The sequence below is a fragment of the Variovorax sp. Root411 genome, assembly GCF_001425205.1.
In the GTDB taxonomy this organism is placed as follows: Bacteria; Pseudomonadota; Gammaproteobacteria; order Burkholderiales; family Burkholderiaceae_C; genus Variovorax.
On sequence record NZ_LMDW01000016.1, the window covers coordinates 58,819 to 83,963 of the forward strand.

General features: G+C 67.5%; 21 protein-coding genes and 1 other RNA gene. 14 read left to right on the forward strand and 8 right to left on the reverse strand.

Going from position 1 to position 25,145, the window contains the following annotated elements; translation table 11 throughout:
* Positions 1-12 precede the first annotated feature (12 nt).
* The 3 genes from ASC92_RS16940 to ASC92_RS16950 form a co-directional block, all read right to left on the reverse strand.
* Positions 13-1,356, reverse strand: a complete 1,344-nt coding sequence (locus tag ASC92_RS16940; RefSeq protein WP_056517998.1) for an MATE family efflux transporter — start codon at positions 1,354-1,356, stop codon at positions 13-15.
* Positions 1,353-3,089 carry a hypothetical protein gene (locus ASC92_RS16945; protein WP_056518000.1) on the reverse strand — a complete coding sequence of 579 codons (1,737 nt, stop codon included), beginning with the start codon at positions 3,087-3,089 and terminating at the stop codon, positions 1,353-1,355. Before ASC92_RS16945 ends, ASC92_RS16940 begins: the two co-directional genes overlap by 4 nt.
* 79 nt (positions 3,090-3,168) lie before the next feature.
* A complete protein-coding gene (locus tag ASC92_RS16950; protein WP_007836661.1) occupies positions 3,169-3,438 on the reverse strand; it encodes a type B 50S ribosomal protein L31 in 270 nt (89 codons plus the stop codon).
* Between the two features lie 181 nt (positions 3,439-3,619).
* Here ASC92_RS16950 and ASC92_RS16955 point away from each other — a divergent pair, with 181 nt between their 5' ends.
* The gene (locus ASC92_RS16955) at positions 3,620-4,687 is read left to right on the forward strand and encodes an oxidoreductase (RefSeq protein ID WP_056518004.1); all 1,068 of its coding nucleotides are present in this window, start codon (positions 3,620-3,622) and stop codon (positions 4,685-4,687) included.
* A 54-nt stretch (positions 4,688-4,741) separates the two neighbouring features.
* Here ASC92_RS16955 and rho read toward each other — a convergent pair whose 3' ends face one another.
* Positions 4,742-6,007 carry a transcription termination factor Rho gene (gene rho / locus ASC92_RS16960; protein WP_007836663.1) on the reverse strand — a complete coding sequence of 422 codons (1,266 nt, stop codon included), beginning with the start codon at positions 6,005-6,007 and terminating at the stop codon, positions 4,742-4,744.
* Between the two features lie 182 nt (positions 6,008-6,189).
* Entirely contained in the window at positions 6,190-6,522 is a 333-nt protein-coding gene (trxA, locus tag ASC92_RS16965) for a thioredoxin TrxA (protein ID WP_056518006.1), read from the reverse strand.
* 154 nt (positions 6,523-6,676) lie between these two features.
* Between trxA and ASC92_RS16970 the strand changes: the two genes are divergently transcribed.
* The 3 genes from ASC92_RS16970 to ASC92_RS16980 are packed head-to-tail and all read left to right on the forward strand — an operon-like array spanning position 6,677 to position 13,742.
* On the forward strand, positions 6,677-9,256 hold the full coding sequence (locus tag ASC92_RS16970; protein ID WP_056518008.1) for a PD-(D/E)XK nuclease family protein: 2,580 nt from the start codon (positions 6,677-6,679) through the stop codon (positions 9,254-9,256).
* A complete protein-coding gene (locus tag ASC92_RS16975) occupies positions 9,253-12,507 on the forward strand; it encodes a UvrD-helicase domain-containing protein (RefSeq protein ID WP_056518010.1) in 3,255 nt (1,084 codons plus the stop codon). The genes ASC92_RS16970 and ASC92_RS16975 overlap by 4 nt, the downstream gene beginning before the upstream one ends.
* Positions 12,504-13,742, forward strand: a complete 1,239-nt coding sequence (locus tag ASC92_RS16980; protein ID WP_056518012.1) for a TIGR03862 family flavoprotein — start codon at positions 12,504-12,506, stop codon at positions 13,740-13,742. The genes ASC92_RS16975 and ASC92_RS16980 overlap by 4 nt, the downstream gene beginning before the upstream one ends.
* Before the next feature lie 90 nt (positions 13,743-13,832).
* Here ASC92_RS16980 and ffs read toward each other — a convergent pair.
* An RNA gene (gene ffs, locus ASC92_RS28105) (signal recognition particle sRNA small type) lies at positions 13,833-13,929 on the reverse strand.
* Positions 13,930-14,106: 177 nt separating this feature from the next.
* Here ffs and dnaX point away from each other — a divergent pair.
* From dnaX to ASC92_RS17020, 8 genes are all read left to right on the forward strand, one after another.
* Complete coding sequence (gene dnaX / locus ASC92_RS16985; protein WP_056518014.1) at positions 14,107-15,951, forward strand: DNA polymerase III subunit gamma/tau; 1,845 nt, start codon at positions 14,107-14,109, stop codon at positions 15,949-15,951.
* 55 nt (positions 15,952-16,006) lie between these two features.
* Positions 16,007-16,339 carry a YbaB/EbfC family nucleoid-associated protein gene (locus ASC92_RS16990; protein ID WP_007836669.1) on the forward strand — a complete coding sequence of 111 codons (333 nt, stop codon included), beginning with the start codon at positions 16,007-16,009 and terminating at the stop codon, positions 16,337-16,339.
* Between the two features lie 9 nt (positions 16,340-16,348).
* Positions 16,349-16,939, forward strand: a complete 591-nt coding sequence (recR, locus tag ASC92_RS16995; RefSeq protein WP_056518016.1) for a recombination mediator RecR — start codon at positions 16,349-16,351, stop codon at positions 16,937-16,939.
* Between the two features lie 15 nt (positions 16,940-16,954).
* Entirely contained in the window at positions 16,955-17,347 is a 393-nt protein-coding gene (locus tag ASC92_RS17000; protein ID WP_056518019.1) for an MAPEG family protein, read from the forward strand.
* Positions 17,348-17,485: 138 nt separating this feature from the next.
* Positions 17,486-18,523: an ABC transporter substrate-binding protein gene (locus tag ASC92_RS17005; RefSeq protein WP_056518020.1), complete on the forward strand. Its 1,038-nt coding sequence runs from the start codon at positions 17,486-17,488 to the stop codon at positions 18,521-18,523.
* 45 nt (positions 18,524-18,568) lie between these two features.
* A complete protein-coding gene (locus ASC92_RS17010; RefSeq protein WP_056518022.1) occupies positions 18,569-19,384 on the forward strand; it encodes an ABC transporter ATP-binding protein in 816 nt (271 codons plus the stop codon).
* Complete coding sequence (locus ASC92_RS17015) at positions 19,384-20,220, forward strand: ABC transporter permease (RefSeq protein ID WP_056518023.1); 837 nt, start codon at positions 19,384-19,386, stop codon at positions 20,218-20,220. Before ASC92_RS17010 ends, ASC92_RS17015 begins: the two co-directional genes overlap by 1 nt.
* A gap of 67 nt (positions 20,221-20,287) precedes the next feature.
* Positions 20,288-21,472, forward strand: a complete 1,185-nt coding sequence (locus ASC92_RS17020; protein WP_056518026.1) for a low temperature requirement protein A — start codon at positions 20,288-20,290, stop codon at positions 21,470-21,472.
* A 24-nt stretch (positions 21,473-21,496) separates the two neighbouring features.
* Here the strand turns inward: ASC92_RS17020 and ASC92_RS17025 are convergent, their stop codons facing one another.
* Complete coding sequence (locus tag ASC92_RS17025; RefSeq protein ID WP_056518028.1) at positions 21,497-23,095, reverse strand: transglycosylase SLT domain-containing protein; 1,599 nt, start codon at positions 23,093-23,095, stop codon at positions 21,497-21,499.
* Positions 23,092-23,880 (reverse strand): hydroxyacylglutathione hydrolase, encoded by a 789-nt coding sequence (gene gloB, locus ASC92_RS17030; protein ID WP_056518030.1) that lies wholly within the window; start codon positions 23,878-23,880, stop codon positions 23,092-23,094. Before gloB ends, ASC92_RS17025 begins: the two co-directional genes overlap by 4 nt.
* Between gloB and ASC92_RS17035 the strand changes: the two genes are divergently transcribed.
* Together ASC92_RS17035 and rnhA are read left to right on the forward strand one after the other, a co-directional pair.
* On the forward strand, positions 23,879-24,649 hold the full coding sequence (locus ASC92_RS17035; RefSeq protein ID WP_235505862.1) for a class I SAM-dependent methyltransferase: 771 nt from the start codon (positions 23,879-23,881) through the stop codon (positions 24,647-24,649). The two genes, gloB and ASC92_RS17035, sit on opposite strands and share 2 nt — an antisense overlap.
* A gap of 42 nt (positions 24,650-24,691) precedes the next feature.
* On the forward strand, positions 24,692-25,141 hold the full coding sequence (gene rnhA, locus ASC92_RS17040; RefSeq protein ID WP_056518034.1) for a ribonuclease HI: 450 nt from the start codon (positions 24,692-24,694) through the stop codon (positions 25,139-25,141).
* Positions 25,142-25,145: the final 4 nt, after the last annotated feature.

Genomic DNA, 25,145 nt, shown 5'->3' on the forward strand with positions numbered 1-25,145 from the left:
AAGCGGCTCTTGTCAAGCGCGCTGGCGCATCGTCCAGCGCAGCAGCGCGCCGAACAGCAGGGCCGTCAGCGCCAGCGCCACCGCGCTCATGATCCAGAACGCCAGCGGCGATTGCATGGCCGCCCAGGGGCCAAGGCCGCGGTACGCCAGCAGGTAGCTTCCGCCAAGGCCCAGTCCCCACAGCATCGCGCAATAGATCACCAGCGGCGCCAGCGTGACCCGGTAGCACCGCAGCACGAATATGCAGAAGGTCTGCACCGCATCGGCGAAGTGATACATGGCCACCGCCAGCAGCAGTGCGCCGGCCATCGCGATCACAGCGGGGTTGTCTGAATAGACGTTGGCGAGCTTGTAGCGCAGTGCAGCCATGGCGGCGGCGTAGAACAGGGCGCACAGCGCCGTCAGCTCGAAGCCCAGGCGACAGGCGTGCCGGGCCCTGGCCGCATCCCCGGCACCGAGCCAGAAGCTCACGCGCGCGCTGGTCGCGATGGCCAGCGACAGCGGGGTCATGTAGGTCACGGCCAGCAGGTTCGACGCGATCTGGTGCGCCGCCGCGGCCGCCGTGCCAAGGCGGGCGATGAACAAGGCCATCAGCGTGAACGAGGTCACTTCGACCAGCACCGCCAAGCCGCCTGGCACGCCGAGCCGCGCGAACTTGCGGATCTGCTGCCAGTCGGGCGCCTCGATGCGCTTCCAGAGCCCGTAGTCGCGATAGAACGCGCGGTTGCGCAGCAGCCAGATGGCGCAGCCCAGCATCGCCCAGTTCACGCACAGCGTGGCCCAGCCGCAGCCCACGAGGCCCATGGCCGGCAAGCCCGCGCCGCCGAAGGTGAACCAGATCGACAGCGGCAGCTTCACCACCAGCGAACCGAGCTGCAGCCATGTCACGAGCTGGGGCTTGCCCAGGCTCTGGTTGAGTGTGCTGAACAGGCGAAAGAGCAGCGCCGGCGCCAGTGCAAAGGCCAGCACCGCCAGATAGGCCTCGACCTCGCCGCGCATGGCAGCCGGCACCTGGGTCCACCGCAGGGCCGCGTCCGGCAGCAGCAGGATCGCCATGCCGGCCACGATGGCAATGGCGGCCAGGTAGAGCGATTGCCGCACCGAGCGGCCCACCTCGCCGGCGCGGTCGCCGCCGTGCAGTTCGGCCCAGACCGGCAGCAGCGCCTGCAGCACGCCCATCAGCGAGACGTACACGCTGACGAAGATGGCGGCGCCGACCGACAGGGCGGCCAGTGCTTGTTCGGAGTAGCGCCCGGCGATGATGGTGTCGGCCACGCCGAAGGCCATCACGGCCAGCTGCCCGGCGAGCACGGTTCCCGCGTGCCGCGCGATCAGGGCCCGTTCGCCGCCCCTCACTGCGGCGTGATCTTCTGGTAGAGCAGGAGGTCGTCGGCCGCGCTGCTGGGTCGGCGCAGCGTGCCGGCAAAGCGCCACTGGTCAAAGGGAATGATGGTGTGCAGGCGCTCGATGGTCTCGGGGCTTGCCAGCAGCCACGGGCAATCGGTGCCCAACAGCAGCGGTTGCACGTTGAAGTTGCCGTGATGGCGCAGGGCCGCGATGTGCGGGCGGCTGAGCGCGAGTTCCGCGATGCAGCGCGGCTGGCCGACGCGTTCGGCCACGGCCCGCACCTGCGGCACGTAGCTGCGCGCGTAGTCGATGGGCGGCAGCCACAGCGTCATCAGCAGCATCCAGCACAGCGCCGTACCGCCGGCCGGCAGTACCAGCGTCTTCCAGAGCGCGGCGCGATGCCGTCCCGTACGCCAGCGCACCAGCCAGCACCAGGCGATGGTCGCGGCCGCCGCGAGAGCCACGGCGATGGGAGAGAACTCGGGCACGAAGCCGGGCACCAGCCGCGCCACGCTGGCGGCAGGCTTGGGCGGCACACCGGTCTGCATGGCGATCCAGTAGATCCAGCCGAGCACGGCCAGGCCGCTGAAGAACAGCACGTTGAACCAGTCGATCAGCGCCGCTGCGCTGCGTCTGAAGGTGGGCAGGGCGAAGGCGGCCAGCGTGGCGAACGGGGGCAACGCCAGCAGCAGCGAGCGGTCGGAGTAGTCGGTGGTCCAGGTGGCAGCCAGCGGCACCAGCGCAAACCAGAAGGGCAGCGCGACGTGGCGCGCCGTGAGCTGTCGCCGCCAGCGCCAGAGCGTCCAGATGGCAAGCGGCCAGACCGGCCAGGTGAACCACAGCAGCAGCTTGGCCTGGCTGCGCACGTCGCCCAGCAGCGAACCGCCGAGCACGGTGATCTTCCATGTCGGCAGCTTCAGCCCGAACACGAGCACTGCTGCCAGCACGGTAATGCCGACCATCGCGAGGAGGGCGCCTCGCGTGTAGCCGGGGCCGTTGTCTTCGTCGTTGGGGTTCTCGCGCTCCGACTGCGCGGCGAGCCGGCGCTCGTAGGCGATGTACAGCGCGCTGCCAACGGCCAGCGCAAGCCCCACGGTGGGCGCACCGCTCAGCGTGATGCCGATGGTGCCCACCGTCAGTGCGATCAACGGGCCCGCGCGGCGATAGGGCAGTGCGGCCACGCCGTAGAACAGGTGCGAGGCAAAGAACAGCTGCGCCAGCGCGGGCGTGGTCTCGTGGCCAAGCTGGGCGAGGCCGAGGCAGGCGATCAGCGCCAGCAGGCCGCCGTCGGCAATCGCGCGTGCGTAGTCGGTCGGCCGGGCCTCGCCGCCGAAGGCGAAGGCCACAGGCTGGGCGCGCGCCGTGCGGGCCAGGTAGTACACCGCATACCAGCTGGCCGTGAAGGTACCCCAGAGCAGGAACGCGAACGCGATGCGCACGGCCAGGTCAGGGTTCAGCCACGACGGGGCGATCTTGATGGCCAGGGCGCCGATCCAGTATGGGATCAGCGCGGGCGTTTCGGGGCGCAGGCCCAGCAGCAGGGGGTCGAACCAGCGCGCGATGCCTTCGGTGCTGTGGGCCAGTTCGGCCATGTAGCCGAAGGCCGTGATGTCCGCGCTCTTCCAGGGGCCCCGTCCGACCAGGCCCGGCAGCAGGTAGGCCGCGCACAGCAGAAGCAGTGCAATGCGCGGCAGCCGGCGCACGGCACTCTGGGCAACGATCGCGGGGGTGGGCTGGTTCAAGTGGCGGAAGAAAGCTGAAGTCGGAAAGAAAAAGGGCAGCGCGGTAAACCGGGCTGCCCTCGACGCAAAAGCGCGTGCCTTACTTCGAAGCAGCGCCGGTGGTCTTGCCGAAACGGTTGCGGAACTTCTCGACGCGGCCGCCCATGTTGTCGACCGACTTCTGCGTGCCGGTGTAGAACGGGTGCGATTCGCTGGTGGTGTCGAGCTTGAACAGGGGGAGCTCGCGACCGTCGTCGGTCTTGCCCATTTCCTTGGTGTTCGCGCACGAACGGGTCACGAACTTGAAGCCGTTCGACATGTCGACGAACAGGATTTCGCGGTAATTCGGGTGGATGCCTTCTTTTGCCATGGTCTTTCCTTTTGCGCTGTTGGAATCAATGCGCGGTCGATGCGAGAGCCACCAGCGTGCCAATGATCTGGCGCGCTGCCCTGGGAAATCCAGGAAGCTGGGCGAAGCTGCCCAGCCGCACTTTTCGCGGAGCCCATGATTATCGCATACTGCCCCATTTTCGAGCAAACGGAGCCCTTCCATGACCTCTGCACCTCTGCGCGCCGGCCTCGTCGGCTATGGTTTTGCTGGCCAGACCTTCCACGCGCCCGTGCTTTCGGCCGTTCCGGGGCTCGAACTGGCCGCGGTGGCGAGCTCGCAGCCGCACAAGGTGCATGCCGACTGGCCCGGTGTGGCCGTGGTGCCCGACGTGGCGGCGCTGGTGGCGCGCGCCGACATCGACCTGGTCGTGGTCGCGACGCCCAACGCGCAGCACCATCCGGTCGCCAAGGCAGCGCTGGAGGCCGGCAAGCACGTGGTGGTGGACAAGCCTTTCACGCTCGATGTGGCTGAGGCGAGGGAGCTCGATGCGTTGTCCAAGCGCAACGAGCTTGTCTTGGCGGTGTATCAGAACCGGCGTTTCGATGCCGATTTCCTGACCATCAAGGATGTCCTGGCGTCCGGTGTACTGGGTCGGCCGGTGTACCTGGAGTCGCATTTCGACCGCTTCCGGCCCGAGGTGAAGGCGCGCTGGCGCGAGCAGGCCGTGCCGGGTTCGGGTCTGTGGGTGGACCTGGGCGCCCATCTGGTCGATCAGGCCGTCCAGCTGTTCGGCCGGCCCGACACGCTCCAGCTCGATACGGCCGCCCTGCGTGATGGCGCACTGGTCGAAGACTACTTTCATGCCGTGCTGCGTTACGAGCAGGGTCCGCATGCGCCTCTGCGTGTGGTGCTGCATGCCACGACGCTCGCGGCCCATGCGGCGCCGCGCTACATCGTGCACGGCACGCGCGGCAGCTACGTCAAGCATGGCGTCGATCCGCAGGAGGATGCGCTGCGTGCAGGGCAGCGGCCGCCAGCTGAAGGGTGGGGCGCCGATCCGCTCGACGGCGAACTCACGCTGATCGGCAGCGACGGGGCGCCGCACTTTCGCGCCGTGCCAACGCGGGCCGGCAACTACGTCGATTACTACGCCGCGGTCCGCGACGCGATCCTCGGCCGCGGCCCGAATCCCGTGCCGCCCGAGCAGGCCGTCGCGCTGATGGAGTTGCTCGATATCGGCCGCCAGAGCGCCGCCGAAGGCCGCGCCATCCGCATCGAGCGCCCATGAAAAAAGCGCGTTGACCCGTGGGGGCCAACGCGCTTTTGCGGGAGAGCGTGGTGCTCAGCCGCCGCGACGCATCATGTCGAAGAACTCGACATTCGTCTTCGTCGCCTTCATGTTCTTGAGCATCAGCTCCATCGACTCGATCTCGTCCATGTTGTACATGAGCTGGCGCAGGATGCGGGTCTTCTGCAGGATCTCAGGCGCCAGCAGCAGCTCTTCGCGGCGCGTGCCGCTGCGGTTAAGCTGGATCGAGGGGAACACGCGCTTTTCGTACAAGCGACGGTCGAGGTGGATTTCGGAGTTGCCGGTGCCCTTGAACTCTTCGAAGATCACTTCGTCCATGCGGCTGCCGGTGTCGATCAGCGCGGTGCCGATGATGGTCAGCGAGCCGCCTTCTTCCACGTTGCGCGCGGCGCCCAGGAAGCGCTTGGGACGCTGCAGCGCATTCGAATCCACACCGCCGGTCAGCACCTTGCCCGACGAGGGCACGACGTTGTTGTAGGCGCGGGCGAGGCGGGTGATCGAGTCGAGCAGGATCACCACGTCCTTCTTCAGTTCGACCAGGCGCTTGGCGCGCTCGATCACCATTTCGGCGACGTGCACGTGGCGCGCTGCGGGCTCGTCGAAGGTCGAAGCAATGACTTCGCCCTTCACCGTGCGCTGCATTTCGGTCACTTCTTCAGGGCGCTCGTCCACGAGCAGCACCATCATGTGGACGTCGGGGTAGTTGGCGCTGATCGCGTGGGCGATGTGCTGCATCATCACCGTCTTGCCGCTCTTGGGCGGCGCCACGAGCAGGGCGCGCTGGCCCTTGCCGATGGGGGCGATGATGTCGATGATGCGGCCCGTGATGTTCTCATCGCCCTTGATGCCGTCGCGCTCGAGCTTCATCTGCTCCTTGGGGAACAGCGGCGTCAGGTTTTCGAACATCACCTTGTGCTTGTTCTGCTCGGGCGGACCGTCGTTGACCTTGTCGAGCTTGGTCAGCGCGAAGTAGCGCTCGCCGTCCTTGGGCGTGCGCACCTCGCCTTCGATCATGTCGCCGGTGTGCAGGTTGAAGCGGCGCACCTGGCTCGGCGAGATGTAGATGTCGTCCGTGCTGGCCGTGAAGCTGGTGTCGGGGCTGCGCAGGAAGCCGAAGCCGTCGGGCAGTATTTCGAGCACGCCGTCGGCGAAGACCTGCTCGCCGGCCTTGGCGCGCTTCTTGATAATCGCGAACATCAACTCCTGCTTGCGCATGCGGCCGACGTTTTCGATCTCAAGCGCTTCGGCTTGCTTGAGGACTTCAGACACGTGGAGTGCCTTGAGTTCGTTTAAGTGCATGGAATGACCCCTCGCGGGGTAATCGAACGGAAAACGGGGGGAGGTTGGGTGTGAAGCGAGAGGTGCCTCACCAACCGGGGAACTCGAACCGGTTGCCTGGATAAAGGGCCGGTGATCTGGGGGAGATTATGACAGGAAAAACGCGCCGGCCAACGCATTGCGCGCTGGCCGGTGGAAATCGCTCAGGCGAGCTGCTGGTCGATGAAGGCCGTGAGTTGCGCCTTGCTCATGGCGCCGACCTTGGTGGCGGCCAGTTGGCCGTCCTTGAACAGCATCAGCGTTGGAATGCCGCGGATGCCGAACTTGGCGGGGATGTCGCGGTTCTCGTCCACGTTCAGCTTGGTGATCTTCAGCTTGCCTTCGTAGGTGGCCGACACTTCGTCGAGGATCGGCGCGATCATCTTGCAAGGACCGCACCATTCGGCCCAGTAATCGACCAGCACAGGCTGGCTGGACTTGAGCACGTCGGCCTCGAAGGAGGAATCGGAGATGTGTTTGATGAGTTCGCTGGCCATGTGGGTCCTTGTGCGCAGAGAGTTTCGGTGCAGCTAAAGTGCTGGTCATTGTGACAGAAACCAAGGGGTGGCGTGCCGAGCGGGACGCTATGGCAGCGATAGCCAAAAGCCCTTGCGCGTCACGTCCACGCGCTCTCCAACCCCTCGATAGAACATGAACGAAGGCCACCCCGTCCAGGCCCTGTGGTGCGATCCCGCCGGTGGCATCGTTGCGCGGATCGTCCGCGCGCTGGCCGATCGCCAGCTGCATGCCGCCCGCACCGTGGTACTGGTGCCCTATGCGCAGCTGATGGGCGTGGCGCGCGCCATGTGGGCCCGCTGCGGCAGCCCTGGCTTCGTGCCGCGTTTCGAGACCACCCACAACTGGGCCCGCAGCGCCGGCGGCTTCGTGCCGACCGGCTACGACATCGCGCATGACATGGCGCGCGACCTGGTCACGGCGCAGGCGCTGCTGTCGCAAGCCGGTTTCAGCGCCGAGCGCTTTGCCCTGGCCGGTCGCGTCGTCGAACTGGCGTATCAACTGGCCCCTCTTGCAGCTGCCGTGAGTCCCGAAGAGCGGGGCGGCGAATGGGCGCAACGTGCAGCGGGCGTGGCCGAGGCGGGCAGCGAGTCGGAATGGTTCCGCATCGAGAGCGCGCTGATCCGCATCGCCGTCGCGTGGGCCTCGACCTCGGGCTATGCCACCGATGTGCTTCAACGCGACAGCACGCGCGCGCAGGTCGACGCACTCATCGTGCTCGAAGGCTTCCTGGCCGATCCGCTCACGCAGTCGCTCTGCAAGCTGTGGGGCGACCGCGCTCTTCATCTCTCGCTCGTGCCTTCGGGCGCGCCCACGCAGGCTGCGGTTTCGCACGTCGCCCTCGACCCCGAAGACGAAGCCGAGCTCGCCGCCGCCTGCGTGCTGCGCCACCTCGCCGAAGACCGCGCACCGGTCGCCTTGATCGCAACCGACCGCGCCCTCACGCGCCGCATCAGCGCCCAGCTGAGCGCGCAAGGCATCGTCACGCACGACGAAACGGGCTGGAAGCTGTCGACCACGCGCGCCGCCGCCACGCTGATGAGCGCGCTGCGCGCCTGCGCCCATGACGCCGACAGCGACCAGGTGCTCGAATGGCTCAAGAGCGGCGCCGATGGCGATGCGCCGATCGTGCAACTGCTCGAAGCCCGCTTGCGCCGCGAGGGCCTGCGTGACTGGTTGCCCTGGTGTGCCTTGGTGGCGCGCAGCGAGAAAGCGCAGGACGCCACGTTGCTGTCCTTCACCGAGGCCATCGAGGCGCGCCGCGCGCCCATGGCCCGATCCCGCCCCCTGGCCGATTGGCTGCGCGCGCTGCGCGAGCTGCTGGAAGCCAGCGGCCAATGGGCGCTGCTCGACGAAGACCTTGCCGGCGGCAAAGTGATCGGCGCCCTGTGGCTCGATGCCGGCGCGCACGGCGACGACGACGATTTCCCCGGCGGCCGCCACACGCTGGCCGAATTCACTGCCTGGGTCCGCGATGTGCTGGAAGACGCGAGCTTCGTGCCTCCCGCAGGCGACCAGGCGCCGAAGGTCATCGTGCTGCCGCTGTACCAATTGCTGGGCCGTGCGTTCGGTGCGGTGGTCATCCCCGGCTGCGACGACCGGCGCCTGCCCGCATCGCCCGAGCCGCCCGGCAACTGGAGCGCCGCCCAGCGACTCGAGCTGGGCTTGGCGTCGCGCGAGACGCTCGAAGCCGCACAGCGCGCAGCCTGGGCCGCGGCCCTGCATAACCCGTCGTGCGAGTTGATCTGGCGCCAGTCCGACGCCAGCGGCGAGCCGGTACGGCCCAGCCCGCTGGTGCAGGCGCTGCAGCTCGATCACGCGCTGCAGCCGTCGGCCGATCCGCGCACGCCGCGCGAAGTGGCCGTGCAGCCAACCGGATATCCGACTCCTTCCGGCGCGCTCCTGCCACTGGAGAACATCTCGACCAGCGTGTACGAAGACCTGCGCCGCTGCCCCTACCGCTTCTTCGCGTTGCGGCAGTTGGGCCTGCGCAGCGCCGACGAGCTCGATGCCGAGGTCGACAAGCGCGACTTCGGCAACTGGCTGCATGCCGTGCTTGGCCACTTTCACGAGGCGCTGGTCGAAACCCCGACTCAGGATGCGCAGGAACGCGTCGCGCTCATCGAAGAGGCCGCCCGGCGCGCAACACAGGAGCTCAGCCTGTCCGCGGCCGAGTTCCTGCCTTTCGCCGCAGCCTGGCCCGCGGTGCGCGACGGCTACCTCAACTGGTTGACGGGGCACGAAGCGGGCGGCGCGGTCTTCGTCGAAGCCGAGCCCTGGAAGGAACAGCCCCTGGGCACGCTGCGGCTGATCGGCCGGCTCGACCGCATCGACCGCATGCCCGACGGCCAGGCTTTCGTGATCGACTACAAGACCGAATCGGCAACGGTCAGCAAGGAGCGCGTGAAGGACCCGACCGAAGACACGCAACTGGCCTTCTACGCTGCGCTGGTGGCCGACGACACCTTGCGCGCGGCCTATGTGAACGTCGGGGAAAAGTCCTCCGGCACGCAGACCGTCGAGCAGCCCGCCGTGGTCGAGGCGCGGGATGCGCTGGTGGCCGGCATCATCGACGACTTCACGCGCATCGCGCAGGGGGCTGCACTGCCGCCGCTCGGGGAGGGAGCCGTCTGCGACTACTGCGCCGCGCGCGGCCTCTGCCGCAAGGACTTCTGGGGCAACGAGGCCCCCCGGCTCGGGGGCATTGCGAAATGAACGGCGCTGCCTACGAACACAACGGCCGGCACGTCACGCGCGAGGCCTTCTACACCGTCGCCTGCGACCCGCGCCGTTCGGTCGCCGTCGAGGCCTGCGCAGGCGCGGGCAAGACCTGGATGCTGGTGTCGCGCATCCTGCGCGCGCTGCTCGAAGAGGGCGAGTCTGCCTGCGAGCCGCATGAGATCCTGGCCATCACCTTCACGAAGAAGGCGGCCGGCGAGATGCGCGAGCGGCTCGACCAGTGGCTCGAGGATTTTGCCGAACGGACGCCGGAAGAACTGGTCGGCCAGCTCGTGATGCGCGGCGTCGAGCCAGCGGCCGCATTGGCCGCCGTGCCGCGCCTGAAGGGCCTTTACAGGCGCCTGCTCGAAGGCGGCAGGCCGGTGCAGTTCCGCACCTTTCACGCCTGGTTCGCGGGCCTGCTGCGCAACGCGCCGCTCGCGGTGCTGCGCGAGCTGGGCCTGCCGTCGAACTACGAATTGCTCGAAGACGACGCCGAGGCGCGCGGCCACACGTGGCGGCCCTTCTTCGAGGCCGTCACCGCCGACAAGAACGCGCTGGCCGACTACTACGCTGTCGTCGCTACGCACGGCCGCTCGCAAACGGCCAAGGCCTTGAGCGAGGCTCTGTCCAAGCGTGGCGAGTTCTTGCTCGCCGATGCCAACGAGGTCGTCGACAGCGGGGTGCAGCCCGCCGGTGTGCTGTTCCCCGCGTATGCCGATGCGGCCGATCCGGCCCAGGTGCTGTTCGACACGCCGGCCATCTGCGAGGCGCTCTGGGCTGCCGCGCTGGCACTGGGCCGTGCCAGCGCGCCCACTTTCTCGGCCAAGGGCAGCGAGCTGGAGCAGGCCATCGGTGCACGGCATGCGCAGGGCGTGCTCGATGCGCTGCTGACGCAAAAGGGCGAGGCGCGCAAGTTCAGCGAAAAGCTCGTCGGCCTGGAGCAGGTGCGCATCGCGCAGGGCCATGCCATCGAGCACAGTGCCGCGCAGGCCCAGCACGCGTCGTGGCTTTTTCAGCAGCGCATGGCGCGGCTCACGCGCATCCTGATCGCTACCTTCGCCGAAGTGAAGCGCGCGCACGGCTGGGTCGACATGAACGACGTCGAGCAGGCCGCGCAGCTGCTGCTCGGCCAATCGGCGCTCTCGGGCTGGGTGCAGGAGCGGCTCGACGCGCGCATCGCGCACCTGCTGATCGACGAATTCCAGGACACCAACCCGCTGCAGTGGCAAGCACTCTACGGCTGGCTCAGCGCGTACACCGGGGCGCAGGGCCGCGCGCCGCGCGTGTTCATCGTGGGCGACCCGAAACAGAGCATTTATCGCTTCCGCCGCGCCGAGCCGCAGGTGTTCGTCGCTGCGAAGAAGTTCGTGCGCGAAGGGCTCGACGGCGAACTGCTGAACTGCGACCACACCCACCGCAACGCACAGGCCGTGGTCGGGCTGGTCAACACCGCGATGCTGGCGGCGCAGGAAGCCGGCGAGTTCGATGGCTACCGCGCCCACACCACCGAGCGCGGCGACGAAGGCGAACTGCTCAAGCTGCCGGCCATCGACCGCGACGCACTCGGCGATGCGGCCGATGCGGCACCGGCCGACGACGGCATGCTGCACTGGCGCGACAGCCTCGTCACGCCGCGCGTGCTGCCCGAAGAACAGCTGCTGCAGAAGGAATGCGAACAGGCCGCGCAATGGGTGGCGCAGCGTATCGCCGACGGCACGCCGCCGCGCCAGATCATGGTGCTGGCGCGCCGCCGCAGCAGGCTCTCGGCCATGCAGGACGAATTGCGCCAGCGCCACATTCCCGTGCAGCAGCCCGAGAAGAACGATCTGCACGACGCACCCGAAGTGCAGGACGTGGTCGCGCTGATCGACGCGCTGGTGTCGCCCGCGCACGATCTTTCGCTGGCGCGGGCACTGAAGTCGCCGGTGTTCGGCATCGGTGACGAGGCGCTGGTGCAGCTCGCGCTGCGCCAGCGCGAGCGCGGCCCGGTGAGCTGGTTCGCGTTGATCCTGAAGGACGAGAGTCTGCCGCCGGCGCTGATCGAGGTGGGTGTGAAGCTCAAGAAGTGGCAGCGTTGGCTGATGACGCTGCCGCCCCACGACGCGCTCGACGCGATCTTTCACGATGGCGATCTGCTCGCGAAATTCGGTGCCGCGGTGCCTGCCGCGATGCGCCAGAGCGCGCTGGCCAATCTGCGCGGCCTGCTGTCCGCATCGCTCGACATCGATGGCGCACGCTTCGCGACGCCGTATGCACTGGTGCGTGCGCTGCGCGCGGGCGGCGTGCGGGCACCGACCGTGGCCGCGCCCGATGCGGTGCAATTGCTGACCGTGCATGGCGCGAAGGGACTGGAGGCCGATACCGTCCTCATGCTCGACTGCGACGCGGCACCACCGCGCGCCCAGACCATGGGCGTGCTGGTCGAATGGAAGGGCGGCGACAGCGCGCCGACGCGCTTCGTGTTCCTCGCGAGCGAGAAGACGCCGCCGGCCTGCGCGGCGGCATTGCTCGAAGAGGAGCAGCGCGCACGCCATCGTGAAGAGCTCAATGGCCTTTACGTTGCGACCACGCGGGCACGCGAACGGCTGGTGCTGTCGTCGGTGCGCCCGGCGCGCGCCAACGAAGGCAGCTGGTGGGCGCGATTGGAACCGCTGTGCGAGCCTACTGAAGCCGACGAGCCACTGGTCGCCTTGCCGACCGACTCCGGCGCGGGCAGCTTCTCGATGAAGCGCATGCCTGCGGCGCCCGTGCTGGTCGAACAACCTGCCACCAAGAAAGCGCCAGGTGCCACCGTTGACGCGCGCGCCGCCGCCTTCGGCCAGGCCGTGCACCGTCTGCTCGAATGGGCTGTCCCTGGCGAGCCGCTGCCTGCGGCCCACGTGCGCGCTGCGGCACGCGAATTCATGCTCGATGCGCAGCAGGCGCGCGGTGCTGCCGCGCTGGCTCAGCGCATCCGCGCGGGCGAGGGGGCGTGGGTGTGGGACGATCGCAGGGTCGACTGGCATGGCAACGAAGTCACGCTGGTGCATGAAGGCGAGACCTTGCGCATCGACCGTCTGGTGCGTGAGCGCGACAGCGGCGCCTGGTGGATCCTCGACTACAAATCCGCGGCGCGCCCCGAACGGGACGCCGCGCTGATCGCACAGATGCAGCGCTATCGCGCCGCAGTGCAACATGCCTATCCCGGTGCCACGGTGCGCGTCGCGTTCCTCACCGGGCAGGGCGAACTGGTAAATCTCGAATGACTGTTTCCCCTACCGTCGCCGTGATCGGCGGCGGACCTGCCGGCCTGATGGCGGCTGAAGTCCTGAGCGCGTCCGGCGCGCAGGTGCATGTGTATGACGCGATGCCTTCGGTGGGACGCAAGTTCCTGCTGGCCGGCCGTGGCGGGCTGAACCTCACGCACTCGGAGCCCTTCGACGTGTTCATGACCCGCTTCGGCGAACGCCGCGCGCAGCTCGAGCCGATGCTGGCGCAGTTCGGACCGCAGCAGGTGCGCGAATGGGCGAGCGGCCTGGGCATCGAGACCTTCGTCGGCACGTCGGGGCGCGTGTTTCCGACCGACATGAAGGCCGCGCCGCTGCTGCGCGCGTGGTTGCATCGCCTGCGTGCGGCGGGTGTGCAGTTTCATATGCGGCATCGTTGGATGGGCGATGGGGTTTTCAACATGGCGTCGCTGCGGTTCGCGACGCCGACCGGAGTCGTTACGGCAAAGGCCGATGCGGTAGTGCTGGCGCTGGGCGGCGCAAGCTGGGCTCGCCTCGGCTCCGACGGCGCGTGGGTGCCATGGCTGCAGGCGCAGGGTGTGGAGGTGGCGCCGCTGCTGGCCGCCAATTCCGGTTTCGACGGCACCGGCTGGAGCGAGCATTTCTCCAGCCGCTTTGCCGGGCAGCCCTTCAAGTCGGTCGCGATCTCGTTCACCGACAGCCAGGGGAGGCACTTTGCGCGCAAGGGCGAGTTCGTCGCGACGGCCAAGGGGATCGAAGGCAGCCTGATCTATGCGGCGTCGGCGCTGCTGCGCGACGAGATTGCCGCGAAGGGCAGCGCGACGCTGATGCTGGATCTGCTGCCCGACCGCAGTGCCGAACAGGTATTGGCCGCGGTGACGCACCCTCGCGGCGCGCGTTCGCTCAGCAGTCATCTCAAGAGCCGGCTGGGGCTCGAGGGCATCAAGGCGGGTGTGCTGCACGAGGCCTTGAGCCGCGAAGCAATGCAGGACGCGGCGCAGCTGGCCGCGACGATCAAGGCGGTACCCTTGAAGCTCATCGCGACGCGGCCGGTCGACGAGGCGATCAGCACGGCAGGCGGCGTGCGCTTCGACGCGCTGGATGCGCAGCTGATGTCGAACGCGCTGCCCGGCGTGTTTGCGGCAGGAGAGATGCTCGACTGGGAAGCGCCGACTGGCGGCTACCTGCTGACAGCGTCGATGGCCAGCGGCGCGGCCGCGGCGCGCGGCGTGATCCAGCGGCTCGGCCTGTGAAGGCCCCGTGCCGTTGGATGTTTTTTCGCTGAGGGTTTTGTTGCAGGCCCCGTTTCATTTCGCACGGAATGAAACGAAGCCGCTGAAGAGGTTGACGAGCCTTACCCCTGGCACTGACTACGCAGTTAGGGCTGCTTGGTTCCCCACCTGACCCGGTTGGCCACTTCACCATGCAGGGAGGCCCGTCAAGGATTATTGTAACCCCCCAGGCTGCGCGCACTTCGTGTCGCTTCGCCCACCCCCCTGCTGGGGGCGACACCAGAGGCCCGGCGGGGCCGGTTCCTCGGTGTCTCACGAAAGTGGGGTCTTTTTTGATTGCGGGGTGGGGCCGAGGACCCGCCTCACGCCTTTTAGAATGCCCGCAATGTCTTATCTCGTGCTCGCTCGCAAGTTCCGTCCGAAAACCTTCGGTGAGATGGTCGGCCAGGGGCATGTGGTGCAGGCGCTCGAGAATGCACTGACGACGCAGCGCCTGCATCACGCCTATCTCTTCACCGGCACGCGGGGCGTAGGCAAGACCACCGTTTCGCGGATTCTGGCGAAGTCGCTCAACTGCCAGGGCCCGGACGGGCAGGGCGGCATCACGGCCACGCCGTGCGGTGTGTGCCAGGCCTGCCGCGACATCGACTCGGGCCGCTTCGTGGACTACACCGAACTCGACGCGGCCTCGAACCGCGGCGTGGACGAAGTGCAGTCGCTGCTCGAACAGGCCGTCTACAAGCCGGTGCAGGGGCGCTTCAAGGTCTTCATGATCGACGAAGTGCACATGCTCACGAACACCGCGTTCAACGCGATGCTGAAGACGCTCGAGGAGCCGCCCGAGTACCTCAAGTTCGTGCTGGCCACGACCGATCCGCAGAAGGTGCCGGTCACGGTGCTGTCGCGTTGCCTGCAGTTCAACCTGCGGCCGATGGCGCCCGAGACGGTGCTCGAACATCTCACCGGCGTGCTGCAAACCGAGAATGTTCCGGCCGAGCCTCAGGCGCTGCGCCTGCTGGCGCGCGCGGCGCGCGGCTCGATGCGCGACGCGCTGTCGCTCACCGACCAGGCCATTGCCTTCGGCAACGGCGAACTGCTCGAGACCGGCGTGCGCCAGATGCTCGGCAGTGTCGACCGCGGCCATGTGTTCCGCCTGATCGAGGCGCTCGCGCAGGGCGACGGCAAGACGGTGGTCGAAACCTCCGAGGCGCTGCGCGTCGACGGCATGTCCGCCGCCTCCACGCTCGAGGAAATGACGGCGGTGCTGCAGGCCATGGCCGTGCTGCAGGCCGTGCCCTCGCGGGCGGGGTCGGCCGATGCCGCCACCGACCCGGACGCGGCCGACACTGCGCGCCTCGCCGCGCTGATGCCGGCCGACGAGACGCAACTGCTTTACAGCCTCTGCCTGCACGGCCGCGGCGAGCTGGGCCTGGCCCCCGACGAGTACGCCGCGTTGACCATGGTGCTGTTGCGGCTGCTGGCCTTCAAACCCTCCGACGCGGCTGCTTCGACGGCCTCCACGGAAAAAAAAACTCTGAATGAAGCTGCGGCCGCGGCGCCGCAGGTTCCGGTGCGTGCTGCGGCACCCGCTCCAGTGCCCATGCCGGTGGCTCCGCCCCCGGTCGAAGCCGAAGCGCCTGCTGCGGCACCCGTCCATGCCGCCCCGGTCCCTGCGGGCCATCGCCTCGCGGTGGTCGATGAACCCCGACAGGCCGAATCCCGCCCCGAGGCCAGCGATGCGACCGCCAGGGTCGTCGGCGTGCCCATTCGCGTGCAGCCTCCACCGAGTGTCCGGGACACGCCGCGCCCCGACGAGCCGCGCAGCACATTCACCCCCATTCCGGCCAGCGAAGACGGCGATTTCTGGTACGCCACGGTCTCCGAACTGGTGGCGGCCGAGGCCATCACGGCCCTGGCACGCGAATTGGCGCTGCAGTCGCAGCTGGTGGGCCGCGACACGGACCAGTGGCTGCTGCGCATCGAGCGCGAGACGCTCAACCAGCCGTCGAGCCGCGAAAAGCTGACAGCTGCGCTGAACAACCTCGGCCACAACATCAAGCTCGCCATCGAGATCGGCGGCGTGGTCGACAGCCCCGCGCGCCGCAACAAGCAGGCTGCCGACGAGCGCCAGCGCGTGGCCGAAGAGGCCATCATGAGCGACCCTGAAGTGCAGGCGCTGATGCGCGACTTCGACGCGAAGATCGTTCCCGGAACGCTGAAACCGGCCTGAGCCTCCAACTCTCTTATCCTTCACCCACTTTTCAACCCAACAACCAGGACCAACGATGTTCAACAAAGGACAACTGGCCGGCCTCATGAAGCAGGCGCAGGCAATGCAGGACAACCTCAAGAAGGCCCAGGAAGAACTCGCCCACATCGAGGTCGAAGGCGAATCCGGCGCCGGCCTCGTCAAGGTCGTCATGACCTGCAAGCACGACGTCAAGCGCATCACCATCGACCCCAGCCTGCTGGCGGACGACAAGGACATGCTCGAAGACCTCGTGGCTGCCGCCTTCAACGCCGCCGTGCGCAAGGCCGAGGAAACCAGCGAGCAGAAGATGGGCAAGCTGACGGCCGGCATGCCCGGCCTGCCCCCCGGCATGAAACTGCCGTTCTAAGCGGCCGACATGGCCGACGCCAGTTCGCTCGACGCATTGGTCGATGCGTTGCGCCGCCTGCCCGGTGTCGGCGTCAAGTCGGCCTCGCGCATGGCGTTCCACCTGCTGCAGCACGACCGCGAGGGCGCGCAGCTGCTCGCGCGCGCACTGCAGCAGGCCGCGGGCCATGTGCGGCATTGCGAGCTTTGCAACACCTTCACCGAGGCGCCGATCTGCAACGTCTGCATGGACTCGCGGCGCGACGGGACCAAGCTCTGCGTGGTCGAGACGCCGGCCGACCAGGCCGCGCTCGAGCGCACCGGCGCGTTCCGCGGCTACTACTTCGTGCTGATGGGCAAGCTCAGTCCGCTCGACGGCATCGGGCCGAAGGACATCGGCCTGCAGAAGCTCTTCGACCGCGCGCGCGACGGCACGGTGAGCGAGGTCATCCTGGCTACGAACTTCACGGCCGAGGGAGAAGCCACGGCGCACGTGATCGGCGAAGCGCTGAAGCAGCATGGCCTTACCGTGACGCGCCTTGCGCGCGGCGTGCCGGCCGGCAGCGAACTCGAATACGTGGATCTCGGCACCATTGCGCATGCCCTGGTGGACCGCAGGTAGAGCAGGCATACCGGCATGACGTTCACATTGCTCACTATCGCCTACTGGTGCGTGTTCGTTGCCTGCGGCCTGCCGTACCTTGCGGCGTGGATCGCCAAGGCCGGCAGCTTCGGCCCGCGCGACAACCAGTATCCGCGCGACTGGGCGGCGAAGCAGAGCGGCTGGCGCGCGCGCGCCAACAGCGCGCAGGCGAACAGCTTCGAAGGGCTGCCGTTCTTCATCGGCGCGGTGATCATCGCGCACCAGCTCGGCGCATCGCAGCCGCGTCTCGACATGCTCGCCGCAGCCTACGTGGTGCTGCGCGCGATCTATATCGCGCTCTACATCAAGGGCATGTGCAGTGCGCGCAGCGCTGTCTGGGCACTCGCGTTCCTGGTCAACGTCGCGATACTTTTTCTGGCGCGATGACGCTTCGGCAAAGGCTTCCCCGCGAGGCCTTCGTGCTTACGTAAAAACCCGCACGGGATCACCCCGATGCAGCCGTGTGGTGCGGCCCCTAAGCTCGATTCCGTTCACAAGAATCACCGAGCCCACAGGCACCGTTTCATGCTTTATCGCCGCACCCTCGTTTCAGCTTCCGCCATTGCCGCCGCAACCATCGGGTTGCCGCGTGTCTTTGCGCAGCAGGCGAAGCTGGAGAAGACCAAGGTCTCCATCGCGGTCGGGGGCAAGGCGGCGTTCTACTACCTGCCGCTCACCATCTCCGAACAACTCGGCTACTTCAAGGCCGAGGGGCTCGATGTGGAGATTTCCGATTTCGCCGGCGGTGCGCGCGCGCTGCAGGCGGTGGTCGGCGGTTCGGCCGATGTCTGCTCGGGTGCCTACGAACACACCATCAACCTGCAAGCCAAGAACCAGTTCTTCCAGGCCTTCGTGCTGCAGGGCCGCGCACCGCAGATCGCGGTGGGCGTGTCGACGAAGAACATGGCGGGCTACACCGGCATTCCCGATCTCAAGGGCAAGAAGATCGGCGTCTCGGCGCCAGGCTCGTCGACCAACATGGTCGCCAACCTCGTGCTGTCGCGCGGCGGCCTCAAGGCCAGCGACGTGAGCTACATCGGGGTGGGCGTGGCCGCCGGTGCGCTCACTGCGCTGCGCTCGGGCCAGATCGACGCCATCAGCAACACCGACCCGGTGATGACGATGCTCGAACAGAAGGGCGACGTGAAGATCATCAGCGACACGCGCACGCTCAAGGGCACGCAGCAGGTGTTCGGCGGCACGATGCCGGCGGCCTGCCTGTATGCATCGAGCGAGTTCATCCAGAAGAATCCCAACACCTGCCAGGCGCTGGCGAATGCCATCGTGCACGGGCTCAAGTGGCTGCAGACGGCGGGGCCCGGCGACATCATCAAGACGGTGCCCGAGACCTATCTGCTCGGCGACCGCGCGTTGTACCTCGCATCCTTCGACAAGGTGCGCGAATCGATTGCCATCGACGGCCTCGTGCCGGTCGACGGCCCCAAGACCGCGCTGACCGCGATCGCGAGCTTCGACACTACCGTGAAGGCCGACAAGATCGACCTCGCGAAGACCTACACCAACGATTTTGCTCGGCGCGCGAAAGACAGGTTCAAAGCCTGATTCCGAACGTCCCCGCGACCCGGCCCAGGCCGGGTTTTTTACGCCATGTCCGACCACGCACTCGAACTTCTCTCCATCAGCTGCACCTTCCATTCGAAGGACGATCCAGGCCAGCGCTATACGGCAGTGGCCGACACCACGCTGCGCATCAAGGCGGGGGAGTTCGTCTCGGTGGTCGGTCCCACGGGCTGCGGCAAATCGACGCTGTTGAACGTTGGCGCGGGTTTGCTCGAACCTTCGTCGGGCACCGTGAAGGTCTTCGGGCAGACGCTCGCCGGCATCAACACGCGCGCCGGCTACATGTTCCAGACCGAGGCGCTGATGCCCTGGCGCAGCGCCCTCGACAACGTGATGGTGGGCCTGCAGTACCGCGGGGTGCCGGATGTCGAAGCGCGCCAGCAGGCTGAGGCATGGCTCTCGCGCGTGGGCCTCTCGGGCTTCGGCGACCGCTACCCGCACCAGCTCTCCGGCGGCATGCGCAAGCGCGTGGCGCTGGCACAGACGCTGGTGCTCGACCCCGACATCATCCTCATGGACGAACCCTTCAGCGCGCTCGACATCCAGACGCGCCAGCTGATGGAGAACGAAGTGCTCGACCTCTGGAGCGCGAAGAAGAAGGCGGTGCTGTTCATCACGCACGACCTCGACGAGGCGATTGCCATGAGCGACCGGGTGGTGGTGCTGTCGGCCGGCCCGGCCACGCACCCCATCGGCGAGTTCGCCATTGACCTGGCGCGCCCGCGCGACGTTGCCGAAGTGCGCACGCAACCGCGCTTCGTCGAACTGCACACGCAGATCTGGGAGGTGCTGCGCGACGAGGTGCTCAAGGGCTATGCGCAGCAACTGAGGAAGGCCGCGTGATGCCCCGCCTCGGACTCAACGAGCGCAATGCGCGCTTCTGGCAGCTGGCGTTGCTGGTGGTGATTCTGGTGGCGTGGCACATTGCCTCGCGCAACCAGCAGTTCGCCTTCTTCGTCGGCGAGCCGATCCAGGTGGCGGGCCGCATCTGGAGCTGGTTCCTGCCGTTCGAGGTGCCGCCCAATGCGCTGTTCCCTGACGGGCTCAAGGGCAACGCCGATATCTACCTGCACCTGGGCACCACGCTGCTGGAGACGGTGCTGGCCTTCGGCATCGGCACGGTGCTCGGACTGGCCTGCGGGCTGTGGCTGGCGCTCGCGCCCACGGCGAGCCTGATTCTCGATCCCTATATCAAGGCCGCCAATTCGATGCCGCGGGTGATCCTCGCGCCCATCTTCGCGCTGTGGTTCGGCCTGGGTATCTGGAGCAAGGTGGCGCTGGCCGTGACGCTGGTGTTCTTCATCGTCTTCTTCAATGTCTACCAGGGTGTGCGGGAGGTGAGCCCGGTGGTGCTGGCCAACGCGAGGATGCTGGGCGCCAACCAGCGGCAGTTGCTGCGCACGGTGTACCTGCCGAGCGCGACGAGCTGGGTGTTCTCCAGCCTGCACACCTCGGTCGGGCTGGCCTTCGTGGGCGCGGTGGTGGGCGAGTACCTGGGCTCGGCGCGCGGCGTGGGCTACCTGATCCTGCAGGCCGAGGGCACCTTCGACGTCAACACCGTGTTCGCCGGCATCGTGGTGCTCACGGCCTTTGCGCTGGTGCTCGACGGCATCGTGGGGTTGATCGAGAAGCGGCTCATGAAGTGGCAGCCCAAGACCGGCGAAACCGAGAAGCTGTAGCGCCCTCATGCGATGATCCTGCGCGGCGCCGGAGAGCGCGGCAATGATGTCACAGGGGTAGTAAGCAATGAGCCACGACAACAGGCGGGCCACGACCTTGCGCTCGCGCAACGAGGCTGCCAGGGTCTCGAACGAAGAGCTGTTCTTCGACCTGGTCTATGCGTTTTCCGTCACGCAACTCTCCCACTATCTGCTGGACCACCTCACGCTGCTGGGCGCGTTCCAGACGCTGGTGATGTGGTTCGCGGTATGGCTGGGCTGGCAGTACACGGCCTGGACCACCAACTGGTTCAACCCTGGCGCGCTGCGCATTCGCGGCGTGCTGTTCGCCATCATGCTGCTGGCCATGGTGATGGCCTCGGCGCTGCCGGGCGCCTTCGCGGAGCGGGGGCTGGTGTTCGCGCTGTGCTTCGTCGGCATCCAGGCGGGGCGCACGCTCTGCATGCTGATTGCCATCGGCTCGAACGATCCGCTCACGCCCAATTTTCGCCGGCTGCTGGCCTGGAATTGCCTGGCCGGCGCGTTCTGGATCGCGGGCGGCCTTGCCGAAGGGCAGGCGCGCCTCGCGCTGTGGTTCGTCGGCGTGCTGTGCGAATACATCGCGCCGATGATCGGGCTGCGCTTTCCGGGACTGGGCCGCTCCACGACCGCCGACTGGACCATCGACGGCGGGCACCTCGCCGAACGCTGCCAGTTGTTCGTGATCGTCGCGCTGGGCGAGTCGGTGCTGGCCACCGGCATCGCCTTCGGCCACCATGCCGAATGGCACGGCATCGACCTGTTCGCGCTGCTCGTGGGTTTCTCGGGCAGCCTCGCGATGTGGTGGATGTACTTCGACACCAGCGCGAAGGAGGCGACCCATGCCATCGAGCATTCGCCCGACCCCGGCGGCATCGGCGCCAAGTTCCACTACACGCACGTGATCCTGGTGGCGGGCATCATCGTGTGCGCGGTGGCGGATGAGCTCACGATCAACGAGGGCTCGCACCATGCCGAGCTCAAGTACCTCGGCGCGCTCATCGGCGGGCCGGCGCTGTACCTGTTCGGCAATGCGCTGTTCAAGCGTGTGGTGCGCGGTTTCCTGCCGCAGTCGCACCTTTACGGCTTGGGCCTGCTGGCCGTGCTCGCAGTCTTTGCTCCGCACCTCTCGGTGATGGTGGTAGGCACGCTCACGACGCTCGTCATGATCGCCGTGGCCGCACTCGAAGCCGCGGTGCGCCGCAGGGCATGGGCTGCGGCGGCGGCTCGCTGAACCCGCCCAGCGGGAAAAGCCGTTTCAGCGCTTCTTCTTGGCCGGCGTGCCGCCGCGCTTTTCGCGCACCACCTGCTGCTTGCTGCTGGCAGGCACCTTGACGACATTGGCGCCTCGCGCCGAAGCCTTCACCGGTGCGCCGCGCTTCGCAGATGCCGCCACCGCGTGGCCACGCCCGACCGCCACGCCGGTGCCGGCGCGCGCCGCCACCGTGGCGCGGATCGGCAGGTACACCACCACGCTGAAGCCGCGCTTGAAGGCGTGATTGGGCTTCACGTCGTTCCACTCGGCCACGTTGGCGGGCTTGAGGTTGTAGCGGCGCGCAATGCTGGCTACGCTGTCCGAGCGGCCGGCCTTCACCGTCGTGCGGTGCGTGATGATTTCGGGCTGGAAGCTCAGGTGGCCGCCGTCGGCCACCACGGCCGCCACATCTTCCTTCACGCGGGCGCCGCGCGGCACGATCAGCGTCGAGCCGGCCTTGATGAGCATGCGCGGCGGCACGTTGTTGAGGGCGCGCAGGTCGCTTTCGCTCATGCCGGAGCGCTGGGCCGCGTCAGCCACCGTCATGGTGCTGGGCACGACCCAGGCGGTCCAGCTGGCGTACTGGCCCTGCGAATAGGCATCGAAGTTGCGCTGGAACACGGCCGCGTTGTCCCACGGCAGCAGGATCTGCGGCGTGCCGGCTGCGATCAGCACCGGTTTGTGCGCGGCGGGGTTGAGCGCGCGGAAGTCTTCGAGCCGCACGTCGGCAAGCTTGGCGGCGAGTTCCACGTCGAGGTCGCGCGTGAGCGTGACGGTCTGGAAGTACGGGTGGTTGGCGATCAGCGGCAGCTCGGTGTTGAAGGCCTGCGGATTCGCCACGATGTTCTTCACAGCCTGCAGCTTGGGCACGTACATGCGCGTCTCGGCGGGCATGGTGAGGTCGCTGTAGGTGGTGGGCAGGCCCAGGCGCTGGTTCTTGGCGATGGCGCGGCTCACGCTGCCTTCACCCCAGTTGTAGGCGGCAAGGGCCAGTTGCCAGTCGCCGAACATGCCGTAGAGCTTCTGCAGGTAGTCGAGCGCGGCGCGGGTGGAGGCCAGCACGTCGCGGCGGTCGTCGCGGAAGATGTTCTGCTTCAGGTCGAAGTCGGTGCCGGTGGCCGGCATGAACTGCCACATGCCGGCAGCGCGCGCGCTGGAGATGGCCTGCGGGTTGAACGCGCTCTCGATGTAGGGCAGCAGCGCGAGTTCGGTCGGCATGTTGCGCCGTTCGAGCTCCTCGACGATGTGGAAGATGTACTTGTTCGAGCGCTCCGTCATGCGCTGGATGTAGTCGGGCCGGCTGGAATACCACTGCTCACGATCGCGCACCAGGTCGCTGTCGAGGTTGGGCATCTTGAAGCCACGGCGGATGCGGTCCCACATGTCGGCCGGCGGTGCGAGCGTGACCACGCTCTGCGAATGGGCCTGGCCGGTGGCGAGGGGCGAGAGAGAGTCGCGTGGGTAGATGGGTGCCGCACTGCCCGCGGCGCCGGTGCCGCCGGCCGAGGAAGAAGTGGAGGAGGAACTGTTGTTGTTGCTCGTGCCCGCGCAGCCCGCGAGCACCAGTGAACCTGCAAGGCAGGTGGCAGCGATCAGTTTCATCGGAAGTCGTTTTTCCATTGGCGCAGTGCGGCGAACACGTCGGCCTCGGCTGCATCGGCAGCCAGCTCGGCGTGGGCACGCACCGCTCGAAGGACAGTGGCTTCGCGGCTGCGAAGAAAGGGGTTGACCTGGCGTTCGATTGCCAGTTGCGACGGCAGCGTGGGCTGCCCCTGCGCGCGCAGGCTTTCGCAGCGCGCGTTGTAGTGATCCAGTTCGGCGTTGCCCGGTTCCACCGCCTGGGCAAAACGCAGGTTAGAAAGTGTGTATTCGTGCGCACAGCAGACACGCGTGTCGCCCGGCAATGCGGCAAGCGCATCGAGCGAAGCCAGCATCTGCGCGGGCGTACCTTCGAACAGGCGCCCGCAGCCGCCGGAGAACAGCGTGTCGCCGCAGAACAGCAGCGGCGCATCGCCCCGCGCCGTTTGCGCCGCGGGCAGGAAGTACGCGATGTGGCCGGCCGTATGGCCCGGCACGTCGATGACCTCGAAGCGCAGGCCGAGCACCTCGGCAACGTCGCCTTGCGCCAGCGGCGTGAATGGCTCGGGAATGCGCTCGCGTGCCGGCCCCCACACGGGTGTGCCGGTGGCCTCGTGCAGCGCGGCCACGCCCCCCGTGTGATCGGGATGGTGGTGCGTGACTAGAATCGCGGCCAGCTGCAGCTTGTGGCGCGCCAGCGCATCGAACACCGGTTGGGCATCGCCCGGATCCACCACGATGGCGTGGGATCCGTCGTGCAGCATCCAGATGTAGTTGTCAGCGAAGGCGGGCAGCGGAACAAGGGTCATGAGCGGTCAAATTATAGGTTTGCAGGATTGGTTCGCGACCCCCCCGGGGCGCTACCTTCTGGCTTGGGAGCAGGCCCAGTTCGATCAGGCGGTGGCCGACGTGTTCGGCTATCACGCGCTGCAGCTGGGTGCGGCCGAGGTCGACGGCTTGCGCGCCAACCGCATGCCGCACCGCTGGCTGGCGCTGGACGACCCCGCCCGCGGCGGCAGGGCGACGCTCCTGACCGACTTCGCGGCACTGCCGTTTGCAGCCAACAGCCTCGATCTGGTGGTGATGCCGCACGCGCTCGAACTGAGCCCCGATCCGCACGCCACCCTGCGCGAGGTGGAGCGGGTGCTGGTGCCCGAGGGCCGCGTGGTGATCTGCGGGCTCAACCCGGCCAGCCTCTGGGGCATGCGGCAGCGCCGCGCACACCTCTATCGCCGGCTCGGCATCGGCGACCTGTACTTGCCCGAAGGCGGGGAGTTCATCGGCTACTGGCGCATGCGCGACTGGCTGCGGCTCCTGAGCTTCGAGGTGGAGTCGGGTCGCTTCGGTATCTACCGGCCTGCGGTGCGCAGCGAGGCCTGGCTGGAGCGCTCGCGCTGGATGGATGCCGCCGGCGAGCGCTGGTGGCCGATCTTCGGCGCAGCCTACTTTTTAGTCGCCGTGAAGCGGGTGCGCGGCATGCGCCTGCTGAGCGCCGAGTGGCGCCGCTCGGGCGCCCGCGCCACGGCGCCGGTGCCCATCGCGGGCAAGGTGCACCGCAACGAGGTCGGCAAGAATTGAGAATGGACGAAAACGAATGATGATGAAGAAGGAAAAGCCGGTTTGAACGAAGTCGTGATCTACACCGATGGCGCATGCAAGGGAAACCCCGGCCCTGGCGGCTGGGGCGCGTGGCTCAAGTCGGGCTCCACCGAGAAAGACCTGTTCGGCGGTGAACTCGACACCACCAACAATCGCATGGAGCTGACCGCCGTCATCGAAGGCCTGGCTGCGCTCAAGCGGCCCTGCAAGGTGCTGCTTTACCTCGACAGCCAGTACGTGCGCAAGGGCATCACCGAGTGGATCCGCGGCTGGAAGGCCAAGGGCTGGATGACCGCGAGCAAGCAGCCGGTGAAGAACGTCGAACTCTGGCAGCGGCTCGACAAGCTGGTGAGCGAGGGCGGCCACCAGATCGAGTGGCGCTGGGTCAAGGGCCACTCGGGCGACCCGGGCAACGAGCGCGCCGACATGCTGGCCAACAAGGGCGTGGACAAGGCGCTCGGACGGATCTGAGCGC

Coding starts and splice junctions, on each gene's coding strand:
- rho (WP_007836663.1), bottom strand. CDS start 6,007: ATGCACTTAAACGAACTCAAGGCACTCCACGTGTCTGAAGTCCTCAAG.
- ASC92_RS16990 (WP_007836669.1), top strand. CDS start 16,007: ATGTTCAACAAAGGACAACTGGCCGGCCTCATGAAGCAGGCGCAGGCA.
- ASC92_RS17015 (WP_056518023.1), top strand. CDS start 19,384: ATGCCCCGCCTCGGACTCAACGAGCGCAATGCGCGCTTCTGGCAGCTG.
- ASC92_RS16950 (WP_007836661.1), bottom strand. CDS start 3,438: ATGGCAAAAGAAGGCATCCACCCGAATTACCGCGAAATCCTGTTCGTC.
- ASC92_RS17000 (WP_056518019.1), top strand. CDS start 16,955: ATGACGTTCACATTGCTCACTATCGCCTACTGGTGCGTGTTCGTTGCC.
- ASC92_RS17020 (WP_056518026.1), top strand. CDS start 20,288: ATGAGCCACGACAACAGGCGGGCCACGACCTTGCGCTCGCGCAACGAG.
- ASC92_RS16975 (WP_056518010.1), top strand. CDS start 9,253: ATGAACGGCGCTGCCTACGAACACAACGGCCGGCACGTCACGCGCGAG.
- ASC92_RS16955 (WP_056518004.1), top strand. CDS start 3,620: ATGACCTCTGCACCTCTGCGCGCCGGCCTCGTCGGCTATGGTTTTGCT.
- ASC92_RS16970 (WP_056518008.1), top strand. CDS start 6,677: ATGAACGAAGGCCACCCCGTCCAGGCCCTGTGGTGCGATCCCGCCGGT.
- ASC92_RS17005 (WP_056518020.1), top strand. CDS start 17,486: ATGCTTTATCGCCGCACCCTCGTTTCAGCTTCCGCCATTGCCGCCGCA.
- gloB (WP_056518030.1), bottom strand. CDS start 23,880: ATGACCCTTGTTCCGCTGCCCGCCTTCGCTGACAACTACATCTGGATG.
- ASC92_RS16980 (WP_056518012.1), top strand. CDS start 12,504: ATGACTGTTTCCCCTACCGTCGCCGTGATCGGCGGCGGACCTGCCGGC.
- ASC92_RS17035 (WP_235505862.1), top strand. CDS start 23,879: ATGAGCGGTCAAATTATAGGTTTGCAGGATTGGTTCGCGACCCCCCCG.
- trxA (WP_056518006.1), bottom strand. CDS start 6,522: ATGGCCAGCGAACTCATCAAACACATCTCCGATTCCTCCTTCGAGGCC.
- dnaX (WP_056518014.1), top strand. CDS start 14,107: ATGTCTTATCTCGTGCTCGCTCGCAAGTTCCGTCCGAAAACCTTCGGT.
- ASC92_RS17010 (WP_056518022.1), top strand. CDS start 18,569: ATGTCCGACCACGCACTCGAACTTCTCTCCATCAGCTGCACCTTCCAT.
- ASC92_RS17025 (WP_056518028.1), bottom strand. CDS start 23,095: ATGAAACTGATCGCTGCCACCTGCCTTGCAGGTTCACTGGTGCTCGCG.
- recR (WP_056518016.1), top strand. CDS start 16,349: ATGGCCGACGCCAGTTCGCTCGACGCATTGGTCGATGCGTTGCGCCGC.